This is a genomic window from Microbacterium sp. BH-3-3-3 (genome assembly GCF_007679045.1).
Classification (GTDB): domain Bacteria; phylum Actinomycetota; class Actinomycetes; order Actinomycetales; family Microbacteriaceae; genus Microbacterium; species Microbacterium algihabitans.
Genome location: NZ_VEFS01000006.1, coordinates 1 through 14,693, shown reverse-complemented (window position 1 = coordinate 14,693; position 14,693 = coordinate 1). Strand labels below are relative to the sequence as shown.

General features: G+C 70.1%; 12 protein-coding genes. 6 read left to right on the top strand and 6 right to left on the bottom strand.

Annotation, left to right across the window (positions count from 1 at the left end; genetic code table 11):
• Nucleotides 1-55: 55 nt before the first annotated feature.
• Nucleotides 56-2,167 (top strand): hypothetical protein, encoded by a 2,112-nt coding sequence (locus tag FS769_RS14820; protein ID WP_144834751.1) that lies wholly within the window; start codon nucleotides 56-58, stop codon nucleotides 2,165-2,167.
• Nucleotides 2,168-2,375: 208 nt separating this feature from the next.
• On the opposite strand, the gene rdgB is transcribed toward FS769_RS14820, so the two are convergent.
• From rdgB to murI, 3 genes are read right to left on the bottom strand one after another with little or no spacing between them, the layout of a single operon-like run.
• Complete coding sequence (gene rdgB / locus FS769_RS14815; protein WP_144834749.1) at nucleotides 2,376-2,972, bottom strand: RdgB/HAM1 family non-canonical purine NTP pyrophosphatase; 597 nt, start codon at nucleotides 2,970-2,972, stop codon at nucleotides 2,376-2,378.
• Nucleotide 2,973: 1 nt separating this feature from the next.
• Nucleotides 2,974-3,699 carry a ribonuclease PH gene (gene rph / locus FS769_RS14810; protein ID WP_144834747.1) on the bottom strand — a complete coding sequence of 242 codons (726 nt, stop codon included), beginning with the start codon at nucleotides 3,697-3,699 and terminating at the stop codon, nucleotides 2,974-2,976.
• A 38-nt stretch (nucleotides 3,700-3,737) separates the two neighbouring features.
• Nucleotides 3,738-4,556, bottom strand: a complete 819-nt coding sequence (murI, locus tag FS769_RS14805; RefSeq protein WP_144834746.1) for a glutamate racemase — start codon at nucleotides 4,554-4,556, stop codon at nucleotides 3,738-3,740.
• 237 nt (nucleotides 4,557-4,793) lie between these two features.
• Here murI and FS769_RS14800 point away from each other — a divergent pair, with 237 nt between their 5' ends.
• Complete coding sequence (locus FS769_RS14800) at nucleotides 4,794-6,119, top strand: nicotinate phosphoribosyltransferase (RefSeq protein WP_144834744.1); 1,326 nt, start codon at nucleotides 4,794-4,796, stop codon at nucleotides 6,117-6,119.
• 365 nt (nucleotides 6,120-6,484) lie between these two features.
• Here the strand turns inward: FS769_RS14800 and FS769_RS14795 are convergent, their stop codons facing one another.
• Genes FS769_RS14795 through FS769_RS16990 form a run of 3 tightly spaced genes read right to left on the bottom strand, consistent with a single transcriptional unit; the run spans nucleotide 6,485 to nucleotide 10,119 of the window.
• Nucleotides 6,485-6,751, bottom strand: coding sequence for a DUF3039 domain-containing protein (locus FS769_RS14795; protein ID WP_144834742.1), 267 nt, complete (start codon nucleotides 6,749-6,751; stop codon nucleotides 6,485-6,487).
• Nucleotides 6,752-6,802: 51 nt separating this feature from the next.
• Nucleotides 6,803-8,329: a hypothetical protein gene (locus tag FS769_RS14790; protein ID WP_260979781.1), complete on the bottom strand. Its 1,527-nt coding sequence runs from the start codon at nucleotides 8,327-8,329 to the stop codon at nucleotides 6,803-6,805.
• Between the two features lie 11 nt (nucleotides 8,330-8,340).
• The gene (locus tag FS769_RS16990) at nucleotides 8,341-10,119 is read right to left on the bottom strand and encodes an ATP-binding cassette domain-containing protein (RefSeq protein ID WP_260979780.1); all 1,779 of its coding nucleotides are present in this window, start codon (nucleotides 10,117-10,119) and stop codon (nucleotides 8,341-8,343) included.
• A gap of 274 nt (nucleotides 10,120-10,393) precedes the next feature.
• Between FS769_RS16990 and FS769_RS17130 the strand changes: the two genes are divergently transcribed.
• From FS769_RS17130 to FS769_RS14765, 4 genes are all read left to right on the top strand, one after another.
• Nucleotides 10,394-10,861, top strand: a complete 468-nt coding sequence (locus FS769_RS17130; RefSeq protein ID WP_144834738.1) for a hypothetical protein — start codon at nucleotides 10,394-10,396, stop codon at nucleotides 10,859-10,861.
• A 220-nt stretch (nucleotides 10,862-11,081) separates the two neighbouring features.
• Nucleotides 11,082-11,774 (top strand): NTP transferase domain-containing protein, encoded by a 693-nt coding sequence (locus tag FS769_RS14775; protein ID WP_144834736.1) that lies wholly within the window; start codon nucleotides 11,082-11,084, stop codon nucleotides 11,772-11,774.
• An 85-nt stretch (nucleotides 11,775-11,859) separates the two neighbouring features.
• Nucleotides 11,860-12,780 (top strand): hypothetical protein, encoded by a 921-nt coding sequence (locus FS769_RS14770; RefSeq protein WP_144834734.1) that lies wholly within the window; start codon nucleotides 11,860-11,862, stop codon nucleotides 12,778-12,780.
• 334 nt (nucleotides 12,781-13,114) lie between these two features.
• Entirely contained in the window at nucleotides 13,115-14,455 is a 1,341-nt protein-coding gene (locus tag FS769_RS14765) for a maltokinase N-terminal cap-like domain-containing protein (protein ID WP_144834732.1), read from the top strand.
• The last annotated feature ends 238 nt before the right edge of the window (nucleotides 14,456-14,693 follow it).

Genomic DNA, 14,693 nt, shown 5'->3' with positions numbered 1-14,693 from the left:
CTCCCGCCGCGCCGACTTCGGCCACCGCAGCACGTTGATCGAAAGGATCGCCCTCGTGACCGACTCATCTGAACCCCTCACCGCGAAACCGATCGCGCGACGCACCGTCCTCGCCGGCGCCGCCTTCGCGGTACCCGCGATCGCGATAACCGCCGGAACACCGGCCTTCGCCGCATCCGGCCCCGTCCTTTCGTTCGCAAACTCGTCATACACCGGCGCAGCCTGCTCGACTATCTCCGGAGTGCAGCTGCGTGCAATGGAAAACGGAACCCCAAAGGCGAACGTGGCCGTGACGACCACGCTGGCCGGCAGCTACACGTTCTCGACCGGAGGAACGACATCTACCGGTGTTACCGGCACGAATGGGTGGCTCACGCTGCCTGACATTTCCGTCCCTTCGATCGGCGGAAACGTGGCAATCCTCGCCGCAAGTGCCGGCGCGAGCGGCGCGAGCGCCAACTTGTCGGCGACCGCACGTAACGGCGTGGCATCGCTACACAACGGTGCCTGGGCCTTCATCCCCGGAGTACCCACCGGCGCAAAGCCGATCTGGAACGACCTGTACCTCACCGGCGACAACCGCTTGGTGACGGCGGGTGGCTCGCAGGTGGGCACGGGCATTGCTTCAGCGGGCCAGGGGTATCGGGACACGTCCGGAAACACGACCCTCCCGCTGGTCGGGACGAACGGTGTCGCTGCCCTACTGCGAAACGGCGCCTGGGTGTCGGTGCCGAACATCCCGAACGGATCGACCCCCATCTGGAACGACCTGTTCCTCACTTCCGACAACAAACTCATCACCGCGGGCGGCTCCGTCGTGGGCACGGGAGTCGGGTACGCGGGTCAGGCCGACCGAGACACGTCCGGGAACACCACTCTTCCCCTTGTCGGAACGAACGGTGTCGCGGCGATGCTGCGAAATGGGGCATGGGTTTCCATTCCCAATGTGCCCAATGGCTCGAAGCCCATCTGGAATGACCTCTACCTCACCTCGGACAATAAGCTGGTCACAGCGGGCGGCTCCACTGTGGGCACCGGATTGGCCTCGGCGGGACAAGCAGACCGGGACACGTCGGGGAACACAACTCTGCCGCTGGTCGGAACTAACGGTGTCGCCGCACTGCTGCGAAACGGTGCTTGGGTTGCGATTCCCAACGTCCCGAACGGGTCGAGGCCTGTATGGAACGACCTTTTCCTCACCGCGGACGACAAGCTCATCACCGCGGGCGGGTCAGAGGTTGGAAGCGCCCTAGGCAGCGCGGGGCAAGCTGATCGCGACACCTCGGGCAACACGAGCCTCCCGCTGGTCGGAACGAACGGCGTCGCGGCGCTGCTTCGCAACGGCGCATGGGTCTCCCTTCCGGCAGTTCCGAGCGGGTCGAAACCCGTGTGGAACGATCTGTTCCTCACCTACTATGGCGACCTGGTGACCGCATGGGGCTCGCAGGTGGGCACTGGGATCGCCTTCGCGGGTCAAGCCGACAGAGACACTTCGGGAAACACCACGCTCCCGCTCGTCGGAACGAACGGTGTCGCAGCAATGCTGCGAAACGGAGCCTGGGTGTCAGTCCCGAACATCCCAAACGGATCCAAGCCCATCTGGAACGACCTGTACCTCACCTCTGACAACCGGCTCATCACCGCAGGCGGCTCCGTCGTCGGCGCCGGCATTGGTTCGGCAGGCCAGGGATACCGGGATGCCTCGGGGAACACCACCCTCCCGCTCGTCGGAACGAACGGAGTCGCAGCAATGCTGCGAAACGGAGCCTGGGTGTCAGTCCCGAACATCCCAAACGGATCCAAGCCCATCTGGAACGACCTGTACCTCACCTCTGACAACCGGCTCATCACCGCAGGCGGCTCCGTCGTCGGCACCGGCATTGGTTCGGCAGGGCAAGGAGACCGCGACGCCTCGGGAAACACCACCCTCCCGCTCGTTGGGACTAACGGAGTCGCGGCGATGCTACGTAACGGCGCCTGGGTTTCGGTCCCCAACATTCCGAACGGTTCGAAGCCCGTTTGGGACGACCTGTTCCTCACCCCGGACAACAAGCTGATTACCGCGGGTGGCTCGGTGGTCGGTACCGGCATTTCTGTTGCGGGCCAGGCCGATCGTGATGCGTCCGGAAATACGACCCTGCCCCTCGCGTTGACGGGGTGCGTGTAGCGCTTTCGGTGGCGTGAGCCACGGGACCCTTCGCCGACGGGATGTGCGTCAGCGGAGGGTCCTTACCCTTTCGGGGGTGCAAGCAAGCATGTTCGAGACCGCACAGATCGTTGGGGACACTGCCATCATCACTGCCTTGAGCTATCTCTGCTCTCCTCGGCAGCCAGGTGGTGCCTCATTTCCCTGAGATGAAATGGGCGCGGTCAACTCAGAGCGTCTCGAGCAGCGGCGCCAATTCCCGGAACGCCCGCGAACGATGCGACTCCGCGTTCTTCTCCGCGGCCGTCCACTCCCCCACGGTGCGCTCCTCCCCCGCGGCCTGGCCGTCGGGGATGAAGATCGGGTCGTAACCGAAGCCACCCGGCCCGGCCGGCGCCGTCGCCAGACGCCCCGGCCAACGGCCCTCGACCGTCTGCTCCCCACCGTCCGGGCGAACCAGCGCGATCACCGACACGAACTGCGCCGTGCGGTGGGGGTCGGCGACGTCCGACAGCTGGTCGAGCAGCAGCTCGAGGTTTGCCGTCGCGTTCTTCTTGTGTCCGGCCCAGTACGCCGAAAAGACGCCCGGCGAGCCGCCCAGCACGTCCACAGCCACACCGGAGTCGTCGGCCAGCGCCGGCAGACCCGTATGAGCAGCGGCCGCGTGGGCCTTGATCAGGGCATTGGCGGCGAAGGTCACGCCGTCTTCGACCGGCTCCGGACCGTCGTACGCGATCACCTCGAGGTCGGGGCGCACCTCGGCGACGATCGCCTGGAACTCTTCGACCTTGTGCGGGTTGTGCGTCGCCAGAACGATGCGCGCCATCTCAGCCCTCGAGCACCGAGGTCTGGATGCCGCGCAGCTCGGCGCAGCCGTTCACACCCAGCTCGAGCAGCTGGTCGAGCTCGCGCTTGTCGAAGGGAGCGCCCTCGGCGGTGCCCTGGACCTCGACGAAAAGACCGCGGCCGGTGACGACGACGTTCATGTCGGTCTCGGCCCGCACGTCCTCAACGTAGGCGAGGTCGAGCATCGGCTCTCCGTCGATGATGCCCACCGACACCGCGGCGACCGAGTCGCGCAGCACCTCGGCACGTTGACCGATGAACTTCTTCTCGCGGCCCCAGGAGATGGCATCCGCCAAGGCCACATACGCACCCGTGATCGCCGCGGTACGCGTACCGCCGTCGGCCTGCAGCACGTCGCAGTCGATCACGATGGTGTTCTCGCCCAGCGCCTTGGTGTCGACGACGGCGCGCAGCGCGCGACCGATCAGGCGCGAGATCTCGTGCGTGCGGCCGCCGACCTTGCCCTTGATCGACTCGCGGTCGTTGCGGCTGTTCGTCGCGCGCGGCAGCATCGCGTACTCGGCGGTGACCCAGCCCTTGCCCTTGCCCGTCAGCCAGCGCGGCACGCCGTTCGTGAACGAGGCGGTGCACAGCACCTTGGTGCCGCCGAACGTGACGAGAGCCGAGCCCTCGGCGTGCGCCGACCAGCCCCGCTCGATGGTCACGGGGCGCAGCTGGTCGTTGGTCCGGCCGTCTTTGCGGGTCATGGGGTCCTCCTGAAGGAACGGGTAGCGGATGCCGCGGCTCAGCGCGGCAGGTCGATGGCGCCGGTCTGCACGAGCTGCACCTCGCGCACCTCACGCCCCATCAAGCGATGGGCCAAGCGCACGAAGTCGTCGGCCGATGAGCCCGTGGCTTCGTAGCGGGCGGTGGGCACGGCATCCGGACTCGCGAGAAGATCGCGCGACACGAGCTGCCGGAACACGTCTTTCGCGGTTTCACTGTCGCTCGAGACGAGGCTCACGTCGGGGCCCATCACGTAGCTGATGGCGCCCTCGAGGAACGGATAGTGCGTGCACCCGAGCACGAGCGTGTCGACGCCGGCGTGGCGGAGCGGAGCGAGGTACTGCTCGGCGGTCGCGAGCACCTCGGGCGAGTCGGTGACTCCGGCCTCGACGAACTCGACGAAGCGCGGGCACGCCTCGGCGAACACCGTGAGGCGCTCGTTGACCTCGAGCATGTCTTGGTAGGCGCGGGATCCGATGGTGCCGACCGTGCCGATCACGCCGATGCGGCCGTTGCGGGTGGTCGACATGGCGGTGCGGACGGCGGGTCCGATGACCTCGACCACGGGTACGTCGTAGCGCTCGCGGGCATCGCGGAGCATGGCGGCGGATGCCGTGTTGCAGGCGATCACGAGCATCTTCACGCCCTGCTCGACGAGGGTGTCGAGCACCTCGAGCGAGTACTTGCGGACGTCGGCGATGGGCTTCGGGCCGTAGGGCGAACGCGCGGTGTCGCCGATGTAGAGGATCGACTCGCGCGGCAGCTGCTGCGAGACCGCGCGGGCGACGGTGAGGCCGCCGACTCCTGAGTCGAAGATCCCGATCGGCGCGTCGTTCATAGGCACCCAGCCTATCGGGCGGGGGTGGGGCGGGCGGTGGGTGCGGGGTGGGGCAACAGCGCGCCCCGGCAGCCCCGCCGCGAACACAACGCAGGAGATCCCGCGCGGCGCCAGCCCACCACCGCGGATCGTCCGGTCCCTTCCGCTGAATCTCCTGCGTTGTGTCGCCGGGTATCGGCCCGTCAAGGGGCCGCGGTTGACCCGGCGCCCGACGACGGGCCGCAATAGGCTGACCGAATGAGCCGCAGCACCGCCCTGCACACCGACCGGTACGAACTCACGATGCTCGACGCGGCGCTCCGCGACGGCACGGCCTCGCGCCGATGCGTGTTCGAGGTGTTCGGCCGCCGGCTGTCGGGCGGGCGCCGGTTCGGCGTCGTCGCCGGCACGGGGCGGTTGCTCGAGGCGATCCGCGACTTCCGGTTCGGCGACGATGAGCTGCGGTTCCTGCGTGACGAGCGGGTGGTGGATGCCACGACCATCGACTTCCTCGCCGATTACCGCTTCACCGGGTCGGTCACGGGATACCGCGAGGGCGAGATCTACTTCCCCGGCTCTCCCCTGCTGACGGTCGAGGGCACCTTCGCCGAGGCGGTTCTGCTCGAGACGCTGGCGCTCAGCATCCTGAATTACGACTCCGCCGTCGCCACCGCGGCCGCGCGCATGAGCGTCGCCGCGGGCGACCGCCCGCTCGCCGAGATGGGCTCCCGCCGCGCGAGCGAAGAGGCCGCGGTCGCCGCCGCGCGGGCCGCGTACATCGCCGGATTCTCGGCCACCAGCAACCTCGAGGCCGGACGCCGCTGGGGAGTCCCGACCATGGGCACCGCAGCGCACGCGTGGACGCTGCTGCACGACACCGAAGAAGACGCGTTCCGCTCGCAGATCGAGGCGCTCGGCGCCGGCACGACCCTGCTGATCGACACGTACGACATCGCCGAGGGCGTGCGTACCGCCGTGCGCGTTGCGGGAACCGAGCTGGGCGCGGTGCGCATCGACTCCGGCGACCTGCCGATCGTCGCGGGCGAGGTGCGGGCGCTGCTCGACGAGCTCGGCGCCACCTCGACGCGCATCACCGTGACCAGCGACCTCGACGAGTACGCGCTGGCCGCTCTCGCGGCATCCCCCGTCGACTCGTACGGCGTCGGGACGTCGGTCGCGACCGGATCGGGCGTGCCGACCGCGGGGCTCGTTTTCAAGCTCGTGGCCCGCGAGGCGGCCGACGGCTCATGGGTCGGCGTCGCCAAGGCCTCGGCCGAGAAGGCCTCGCACGGCGGACGCAAGGCCGCGTTCCGCACGCTCGACGGCGGCACCGCGACCTCGGAGTTGATCATCGTCAGCGACGGCTTCGAAGAACTGTCGACGGCGTCGGAGCACCCAGACGCCCGGGCGCTGCAGACGACGCTCATGCAGGACGGCGAAGCCGATGCCGCGTTCGTCGGCCGCGAGGGCGTGCAAGCTGCGCGGACCCATCACTCGCGCGTGCGTGAGGAACTGCCGATCCGCGCGCTCGCGCTCAGCAAGGCCGACCCGGCCCTGCCGACGGAGTACCGCGACGCGGAGTGACGCGCGCTGCGCGGGGGCTTCGGAGCAACCGAGGTCGCTGAGCCTGTCGAAGCGGCCGTGACCGGCGGCCCGCCGCCCGTGCGGGTGAGGGCGGGGGCTTCGGAGCAACAGAGGTCGCTGAGCCTGTCGAAGCGGCCGTGACCGGCGGCCCGCCGTGCGTGCAGGCTCGGGCGGGGGCTTCGACAAGCTCAGCCACCGCAGGCGCGGGTGTGGGCGGAGGCTTCGACAAGCTCAGCCACCGCTCATGGGTGTCGCTCAATCGAGGTCGCTGAGCCTGTCGAAGCGACCGCGACCGACGGCCCGCCGCGCGTGCGGGTGAGGGCGGGGGCTTCGACAGGCTCAGCCACCGCTCGCGCGAGGGGCCCTCAGTTGATGAGGGACTCGTAGATCTCTTTGCACTGGGGGCAGACGGGGAACTTCTCGGGGTCGCGACCCGGGGTCCACTTCTTGCCGCAGAGGGCGCGCACCGGCTTGCCGGACAGAGCCGACTCGAGGATCTTGTCCTTCTTCACGTAGTGCGAGAAGCGCTCATGATCGCCGGGCTCGATGTTCTCTTCACGGATGAGCTCCTCGAGCTCACGATCGAGGGTAGCGAGACCCCCGCTGTCCGGCTTGTCGAGAGGCGTGCTCATGGTCAGCCAGTGTAGCCGCGGAGAGCGCCGACGGCTCTGTCGGCTTCCCGCTCAGGTGGCTTCGGCGAACTCCATGAGCCGGGTTCCACGGCGTTCGAACAGCAGCGCTCCGATGGCGATGCCCACGATTAGCACGAAGGCGCCGGCCCCGACGCCGATCCACAGCGCGAACATCGAGTCGATGGTTTTGCCCTCGATCGCCTGCCAGGTGAGCCACCCCGCAGGAACCGCGGTGACGATCGCTCCGGCCATGACGAGGCCCTGCGCCATGACCCCGCCGGATCCTGTGCGCTGCGGCTGCTGGAACGGGCTGTCGCCCGGTCGCGACACGGCGTAGGGCGCGAGCACCGACGAAGTGCTCGAGAGGCCGAGGCCCGCGAGGAAGAGCGCGGCGCACACGCCGACCATGGCTGGGAACACCGCCCAACGGCCGTGCGCGACGATCGCGAGCGGCAGCGTGACGGCCAGCACCGGGATGCTGATCAGCAACACCGGCACGAGACGCCCGATGCGGTCGGGAGCTCCGCGCATGCCGCTGGCGATGTGCATCCACAGGGCGGTGGAGTCGTAGGCGAGGTCGTTGTGCGGGAGCCATCCGAAGAACAGCGCCATGATCGGCACGGGCAGCAGCACGGCGAGCTCGAACGGCACACCGGCGACCAGCAGCGGCACCATCGACACGACGGCGGCGATGGGCACGATGACGAGGTTGACGAGGTAGCGGCGATCGCGCAGCCAGTACGAGAGGCTGCGGGCGGCGACGGCTCCTCCGGGGGTTCCGGGGAGCAGGGCGAACCAGCCGAGGCCTCCGCGCTCACGCACGGCGACCGGTCGTCGCGTGGTGGTGAGCAAGACGTCGACGAGGGTGAACCAGGCGAGTGTGAGCAGCGCGACGGTGAGCACGGCGACGACGAGGCTGCCGACGGCGGCTCCGGCGGAGGGCGCGAGGGCGATGCCCCATGCGGCGCCGATAGGCGTCCAGGCGAGGATCTCGGCGGCCGAGGCCAGCTGCGACGGCACGGCTCCGCGCCATTCGAGCGAGCCGAGGAACACCCCGACCGGCACGACGACGACGAGGATCGCGACGAGGTACACACCCATCAGCTCGCGCGACTGGCGTGGCCGCTGCACGAGCGCCCCGAGGGCCATGCTGACGCGCGCGAACAGCACACAGGTCGCAAGGCCCAGCACGACCGAGACGATGCTCGCGAGGGCGTTGGCGCCGTGCGCGCCCCACGAGATCGCGAGGCTGATGCCGAGCACGAGCACGACGAGCACGGGCACGCTGAGAAAACCGGCCAGCAGCAGGGCCCCGGCCAGAGGACGCGGCTCAGGGCCGACGACGGCGAAGCGCCTCGGATCGAGAGGGTCGACGGATGCCGTGACGGGCGGACCGACCGCGAAACCGAGGGTCACCGCGGAACCGGCCAACACCGTGACGACAGCGACCGTGAGGGTGTCGGCATCCGCCATGCCCGACGCGCTGCGCGCGGCGATCACGGTTGCGGCGACCAGGACGACGACGCCGATGATGCGGCGGATGACGTCGCGCCGGTCGCCCCGGAGGGCGCCCAGCATCATCGCCAGTCTCAGGCGGAGAACGTGTGCAACCACTCGAGGCCCTCCACGTCGCCGAGTCCGCCGGAAAGCTCGCGAAAGCGCTGTTCGAGGGTGCCTTCGCCGCGGACCTCGTCGACGGTTCCTTCGGCGAGCACCTGGCCCGACACGATCACGGCGACGCGCGAGCAGACGCGCTCGACGAGTTCCATGCCGTGGCTCGAGAGGATCACGGTTCCGCCGTGCTCGACGTAGGCGCCGAGGATGTCGAGAATCACGCCGCTCGACACGGGGTCGACGGCCTCGAAGGGCTCGTCGAGCACGAGGAGGCGCGGAGAGTGGATCATCGCACCGGCCAGCATGACCTTCTTGGTCATACCCGCGGAGTAGTCCGACACCGGGCGGGCGAGCGCATCGACGAGGTCGAACGCGCGCGCGAGATCGGCGGTGCGGCTCTCGACGAGCGGGGCCGGGAGGCCGCGCAGAGCGCCGTAGTACGAAAGAAGCTGGCGCCCGGTGAGGCGGTCGAAGGTGCGCAGCCGGTCGGGCAGCACGCCGATGAGCTTCTTCGCCTCGCGCGAGCGCTTGGTCGCGTCGACGCCGTTGATGCTGACCGCTCCCCCATCGGGTCGCAGCAGGCCCGCGATGATCGACAGGGTCGTGGTCTTGCCAGCGCCGTTGGGGCCGACCAGGCCGTAGAACGAGCCGGCCGGAACCGTCAGGTCGATCGCGTCGACGGCCTTGAGCTCGCCGAACGACTTCGACACGTTCCGCAGGGTGAGCGCCGGGACGGCGGTCTCGGGATCGGCGCCTGTGGTGGCGGATGCCGCGACGACGGTGTCGTCAGCGTCGATCACCGCGACAGCGGGGTCATCGGTGGCGGATGCCGCGACCTCAGACTCGTCGGTGTCGGTGACGGCGACGGCGGAATCGTCGTTGGCGGATTCCGCGGTGGCGGCGGCCAGGACGGCGGTCGCGTCGTCGCGGTCGACGGGGGCGTCGTCTGCGTCGCGCTCGTTGTCGCGCTGGTCGTCGTCGGTGTGCTCTGCAGCGGAATCGTCGACGGACGCAGGTGCGAGCAGTGCGGTGCGGGTGTCGTCGGCGGGCTCGTCCGCAGCCGCAGGCTCGGGCGCGGCGGCAGCGTCGAGCACTGCCGTGCGGGTGTCGTCGGTCGGCTCGTCGTCGGCGGCCGCGAGGACCGCAGTCGTGATTGCGGAGTCGGCGTCGTCCGTTGCTTGCGCGGCCGGAACCGACTCGGCGTCGGCGGCCTCGTCCGAAGCCGGGGCCTCCTCGTCGACGCGGACGTCGGCGGGCGTCGGGTCTTCGGACTCCGCGACGTCGACAGGCTCGGCCACCGAGGAGCCGGTCTCATCCTCGAGCGGAGTCGCGACCAAGATCTCAGGCTCCGCCGCGGGGTCTTCGACGGTCGTGTCGGCGACGGGCTGCGCAGGGGTCTCGTCGACGACCACGGCATCGGACGCGTCCGCCTGACTCGGGTCGACGATCGGCTCTTCGACGGCGACATCAGCGGGGGTCGGGTCTGCGACGGCCTCAGCGGCGGGCTCGTCCGCCGCGATACCAGCAGAGGTCGGGTCCACCGCGATCGGGGCGGCGACAGCAGGCTCTCCCGCGGGGACGTCGGCGGGCGTCGTGTCCGCGGCGACGGCGGGCTCTCCCGCGGCGACATCAGCGGGAGTGTCGTTCGCGGCAACCGCGGGCTCTTCGACCGCAACATCAGCGGGAGTCTCGTCCGCGACAACCGCGGGCCCCTCGACCGCGACATCAGCAGGAGTTTCGTCCGCCGCGACCACGGGCTCCTCGTCCGCAACGTCAGCCGGTGTCGTCTCTGCGACAACCACGGGCTCTTCAACCGCCACATCGGCCGGCGTCGCGTCAGCAACAGCAGGCGCCGACTCGACCGCAGACGTCTGCTCCGCGTCACCAACAGCCGAATCACTCGCCGACACCGCACCCGGCAGCGGCGGACGCGGAGGCACGACAAGGTCGTCGGGCAGCGGCGGCGGCGGGCCGGGTGAAACCGGAGTCGCCGCAGCGGCCTCAGCCTCGGCCAGCTTCTTCGCCGCGGTGGCCTTGGCAGCAGCGGTCGTGCGAGGAGTCGCGGGCTTCTTAGCGGCCGGACGCTTCGCGGCGGGCTTCTTGGCCGCCGTCGAGGCGGAGCTCGCGGCCGGCGTGCGAGGCGTGTCGCTGTCGGTGGTCGCGTTCGACGCCGCCGTACGCGCGGCGGGCTTGCGCGGAGCGGCCGGCTTGCGGGCAGCGGTGGTCCGCGGAGTCGCTCCTGCGGCCGTCGTGCGAGGCGCACGCGGAGCGCGAGGCTTCGCAGCGGGCTTGGCCGGCGCGGCCGAGTCGGAGGCGGACGGGTCGCTGGGGGACGCGGCATCCGGACCCTCATTCGACCCCGCAGAAGCCGCAGCCGACGAGGCCTTCGGACGCGCGGGCGTCTTGCGCGGGGCGCGCGGTGTGGGCGGCGAGACGGGACCCGAAGGTTCGACGCTCGCCGCAGTACCCTCCGAGTCGGACGGGGACGTTTCGTAAGGCTCCGGCAGCGACGCTGTCATCGCACCAAACTACCAACCCCCTCCGACATCGCCCGACGCCTGGTCGCGAGGCGCAGAGATCGGTCGGGATCACGAAACCACAACAGTCGGCGCGAATCATGCCACTGGATCAGGGTTTTTCGCTAGCGTGAATCGAACACGAAGGCGTGACATTCCGGTGAACCGGACATGACGACTCATCCCCCCAGGAGCCAGCCTTGACTGTTCAGATCGTGATCCTCGCCGCGGGCATGGGCTCGCGCCTCGGCCGCAGCCTGCCGAAACCCCTCACTCCCCTTGCCGACGGCCGCAGCATCATGCAGCAGCAGCACGACAACATTCGTGCTGCCTTCGGCTCATCCGCGCGCATCACCACCGTCGTCGGCTACCGCGCCGAGACGATTGTCGACGCGTTCCCCGCGGTCGACTACGTCTACAACGACCGCTACGACCAGACCAACACGTCGAAGAGCCTGCTGCGCGCCCTCGCCAAGAGCTCGCGCGGCGGCGTGCTGTGGATGAACGGCGACGTCGTGTTCGACCCGCACGTGCTGACGCGCGCCGCGAGCCTCATCGACGACGACCGCTCGTTCGTCACCGTCGACACCGCCAAGGTCAGCGACGAAGAGGTGAAGTACACGGTGGATGCCGAGGGCTTCATCGCCGACCTGTCGAAGGTCGTCGTGGGCGGCGTCGGCGAAGCCGTGGGCATCAACTACATCTCGTCGCGCGACAAGAAGGCGTTCCAGCGTCAGCTGCAGCGCGTCGACGACCAGGACTACTTCGAGCGCGGCCTCGAGCTCGCCATCGCCGAAGACGGCGTGCGCGTCGAGCCGCTCGACATCAGCGACCTGTACGCGGTCGAGGTCGACTTCGCCGAAGACCTGGAGCGCGCGAACCTCTTCGTCTGAGGCGCGGTTCGTCCGAACGGACGAGGAATGCGCCGAGCCCGTCAACTCCCCCCGAACTTTCGGGCGGTGACGAGAAGATGGCGTCATGGCTGAGAAGGTGCACCGCATCCACACCCTGCCCGACGACGCGCCCTGGAAGGGCGGCATCCCGCCGGTCGGGTCGGAGGAGCACCCGCGTGCGATCCGACTGCTCGACCGCGTCATGACCGTGCAGCGACCCGTGGTGCTCGCGCATCTGCGGAGTATCCGCCTGCGGCATCCGGATGCCACTGTCGACGAGATCCTGAAGATCCTCGAGCGCCGCTATCTCGCGGCCGTCACCACCGGGGGTGCGGCGGTCGGCGCGACCGCTGTCGTGCCCGGGATCGGCACCGGGGTCACGCTCGCGCTGAGCGGAGTCGAGACCGTGGGCTTCCTCGAGGCGACCGCACTGTTCGCCCAGTCGGTGGCGGAGGTGCATGGACTCGCGGTGACGGATCCCGACCGCGGACGCGCCCTCGTGCTCGCGCTCATGCTCGGCAAAGAGGGCGTCGACCTCGTGTCGCAGCTCGCCGCGCAAGCGTCGGGACGCGGCGTCTCACGCTCGGGCTACTGGGGCGAGATGGTGACGAAGACGCTTCCGCGGGCCATGGTCGGCCCCCTCCTCGACCGCCTCAAGACGTCGTTCGTGCGCACGTTCGCCACGCGCGGCGGTGCGTCGTTCATTGGCAAGGCCCTGCCGTTCGGCGTGGGCGCGGTGGTCGGCGGCGCCGGCAACAACATCCTCGGCCGGCGCGTGCTGGTGAACTCGCGGCGGGCCTTCGGGGCCCCTCCCCTGCAGCTTCCGGCCGACCTCGAGCCGCGGCCCGGCAGTGAGCGACTCGAGCGCTCGGCTGCGGGCGGTGTGCGCCGCGCGGGGAATGCGATCGCGGATGCCGTGGGCTCGGGCGCGCGCAGGATGCTGCCCGGGCGCCGGCGGCGCGACGGCGAGGGTGAGTTGGGCGCGGGCGGGACGTCGGAGGGCTGAGTTCGGCCGAGTAGGCGCGCGCCTGGGCGCGCGGTCGCGTCGCATCAGCGCGTGGCGAGGATCGGGGCGTGAAACGTGGACCCGGGGCGTCGAACGTGGACCCAGGGCCACGCACGGGCGCCCGGCGGTCGCGCCGCCCAGCGCGCGGCGAAGACCGGGGCGTGGACCGTGGACCCGGGGCGCCAAGCGTGGCCCCGGGGCCACGGACGAGCGACCATCTGCGGCAACCGAAGCGCGCGAGACGCAGAGGACGCGGCATCCGGACCCATGTCATCGACACGGCGGGTCGCGCAAGTCCCGCGCGGCACGGAGCCGGGCGCGTTAGCCTCGCGACATGGGTGACCTCCTCGACCTGCTCGCCGTCTGGATGCCGCGTCAACGCTGGTATGGGACGAAGGGGCGCGATCCACAGCTCACGCTCGTGGCCGACTGGCCCCTCGACAACGCCGACGCGCGGCTGCTGCTCGTGCGCGACGACGCCGTGCAGCCCGCGATCGTGTACCAGGTTCCGGTCGCCGTGCGCGACGAAGGAACCGTGCTCCCGGGCAGTTTGATCGGCCCGGCCGCCGAGGGTCAGGTGTGGGCGGATGCCACGACCGACGACGCCTTCACCGCGGCGCTGTACTCGTGGGTCACCGTCGGCGGAGAAGTGGGTGAGGCGCAGAACGGCTTCATCGGCATCGCGCTGGCCTCCGCCGAGCAGCGCCCCGCGACGAAGGTCACCGCGCGCGTACTGAGCGGGGAGCAGTCGAACACGTCGCTGATCTTCCGGCCCGACGAGGGCGACGAGGGCGCTCCGGTGATCTGCAAGCTGTTCCGGCAGGTGAACCCGGGCATCAACCCCGACGTCGAGCTGCAGTCCGCTCTCGCGGCGGGCGGGGCCGCGTTCGTGCCGGCCGCGATTGGCGAGGTGCGCGGATCGTGGATCACGCCCGAGGGCGTGTCCGTCAGCGGATCGCTCGCGTTCGCGCAGGAGTTCTTCGAGGGCGTCGAGGACGCGTGGCGCGTTGCCCTCGACGCCGCCGCCGCCGGTGAGGACTTCGCTGCGCGGGCCTACGCCCTCGGCGCGAGCGTCGCGGGCATGCACGTCGCGTTGGCCGAGCAGTTCCCGACCGCCGAGCCCGACGCGGCCGACCGCGCCGCCGTGGTCGGAGCGTGGGAGCGGCGTCTCGCGATCGCGCTGGCCGAGGTTCCGCAGCTGGAGCCGTACGCCGATCGCATCCGCGAGGTGTACGCCGTCGCCGCCGAGGCCGTGTGGCCGAAGCTGCAACGCGTGCACGGCGACCTGCACCTCGGGCAGGTGCTCGACACTCCGCGCAACGGCTGGGTGCTGCTCGACTTCGAGGGCGAGCCGCTGCGTCCGATCCACGAGCGGCTCACGCCCGACGTCGCCGTGCGCGACGTCGCCGGCATGCTGCGCTCGTTCGACTACGTCTCGGGCGCCGTGGCCGACGACGACGGAGCCGCCGTGCGCGCGTGGGTCATCGCCGCACAGCAGGCTTTCTTGCAGGGATACGCCGAGACCGCGGGCCGCGCTCCCGACGACCACGACCCGTTGCTCGCCGCGTTCGAGCTCGACAAGGCCGTGTACGAGGCGATCTACGAGACGCGCAATCGTCCGGATTGGGTGGGGATCCCGCTCGCCGCGATCGGGCGTCTGGCTCCGCTGGGCTGAGTCGCGAGGTGGCCACGCGAGGTGGCTGAGCTTGCGAGGTGGCTGAGCCTGTCGAAGCCACCGGGGCCAGCCGTCACGCCAGGTGGCTGAGCCTGTCGAAGCCACCGGGGCCGTGCGGTCACGCCAGGTGGCTGAGCCTGTCGAAGCCACCGGGGCCGTGCGGTCACGCCAGGTGGCTGAGCCTGTCGAAGCCACCGGGGCCGGCTGTCACGCCAGGTGGCTGAGCCTGTCGAAGCCA

What these genes read in the sequence shown, in the direction of transcription:
- FS769_RS14795 (WP_144834742.1), bottom strand. Translation starts at nt 6,751, where the DNA reads ATGAGCACGCCTCTCGACAAGCCGGACAGCGGGGGTCTCGCTACCCTC.
- rdgB (WP_144834749.1), bottom strand. Translation starts at nt 2,972, where the DNA reads ATGGCGCGCATCGTTCTGGCGACGCACAACCCGCACAAGGTCGAAGAG.
- FS769_RS14765 (WP_144834732.1), top strand. Translation starts at nt 13,115, where the DNA reads ATGGGTGACCTCCTCGACCTGCTCGCCGTCTGGATGCCGCGTCAACGC.
- FS769_RS14800 (WP_144834744.1), top strand. Translation starts at nt 4,794, where the DNA reads ATGAGCCGCAGCACCGCCCTGCACACCGACCGGTACGAACTCACGATG.
- murI (WP_144834746.1), bottom strand. Translation starts at nt 4,556, where the DNA reads ATGAACGACGCGCCGATCGGGATCTTCGACTCAGGAGTCGGCGGCCTC.
- FS769_RS14790 (WP_260979781.1), bottom strand. Translation starts at nt 8,329, where the DNA reads ATGCTGGGCGCCCTCCGGGGCGACCGGCGCGACGTCATCCGCCGCATC.
- FS769_RS14770 (WP_144834734.1), top strand. Translation starts at nt 11,860, where the DNA reads ATGGCTGAGAAGGTGCACCGCATCCACACCCTGCCCGACGACGCGCCC.
- rph (WP_144834747.1), bottom strand. Translation starts at nt 3,699, where the DNA reads ATGACCCGCAAAGACGGCCGGACCAACGACCAGCTGCGCCCCGTGACC.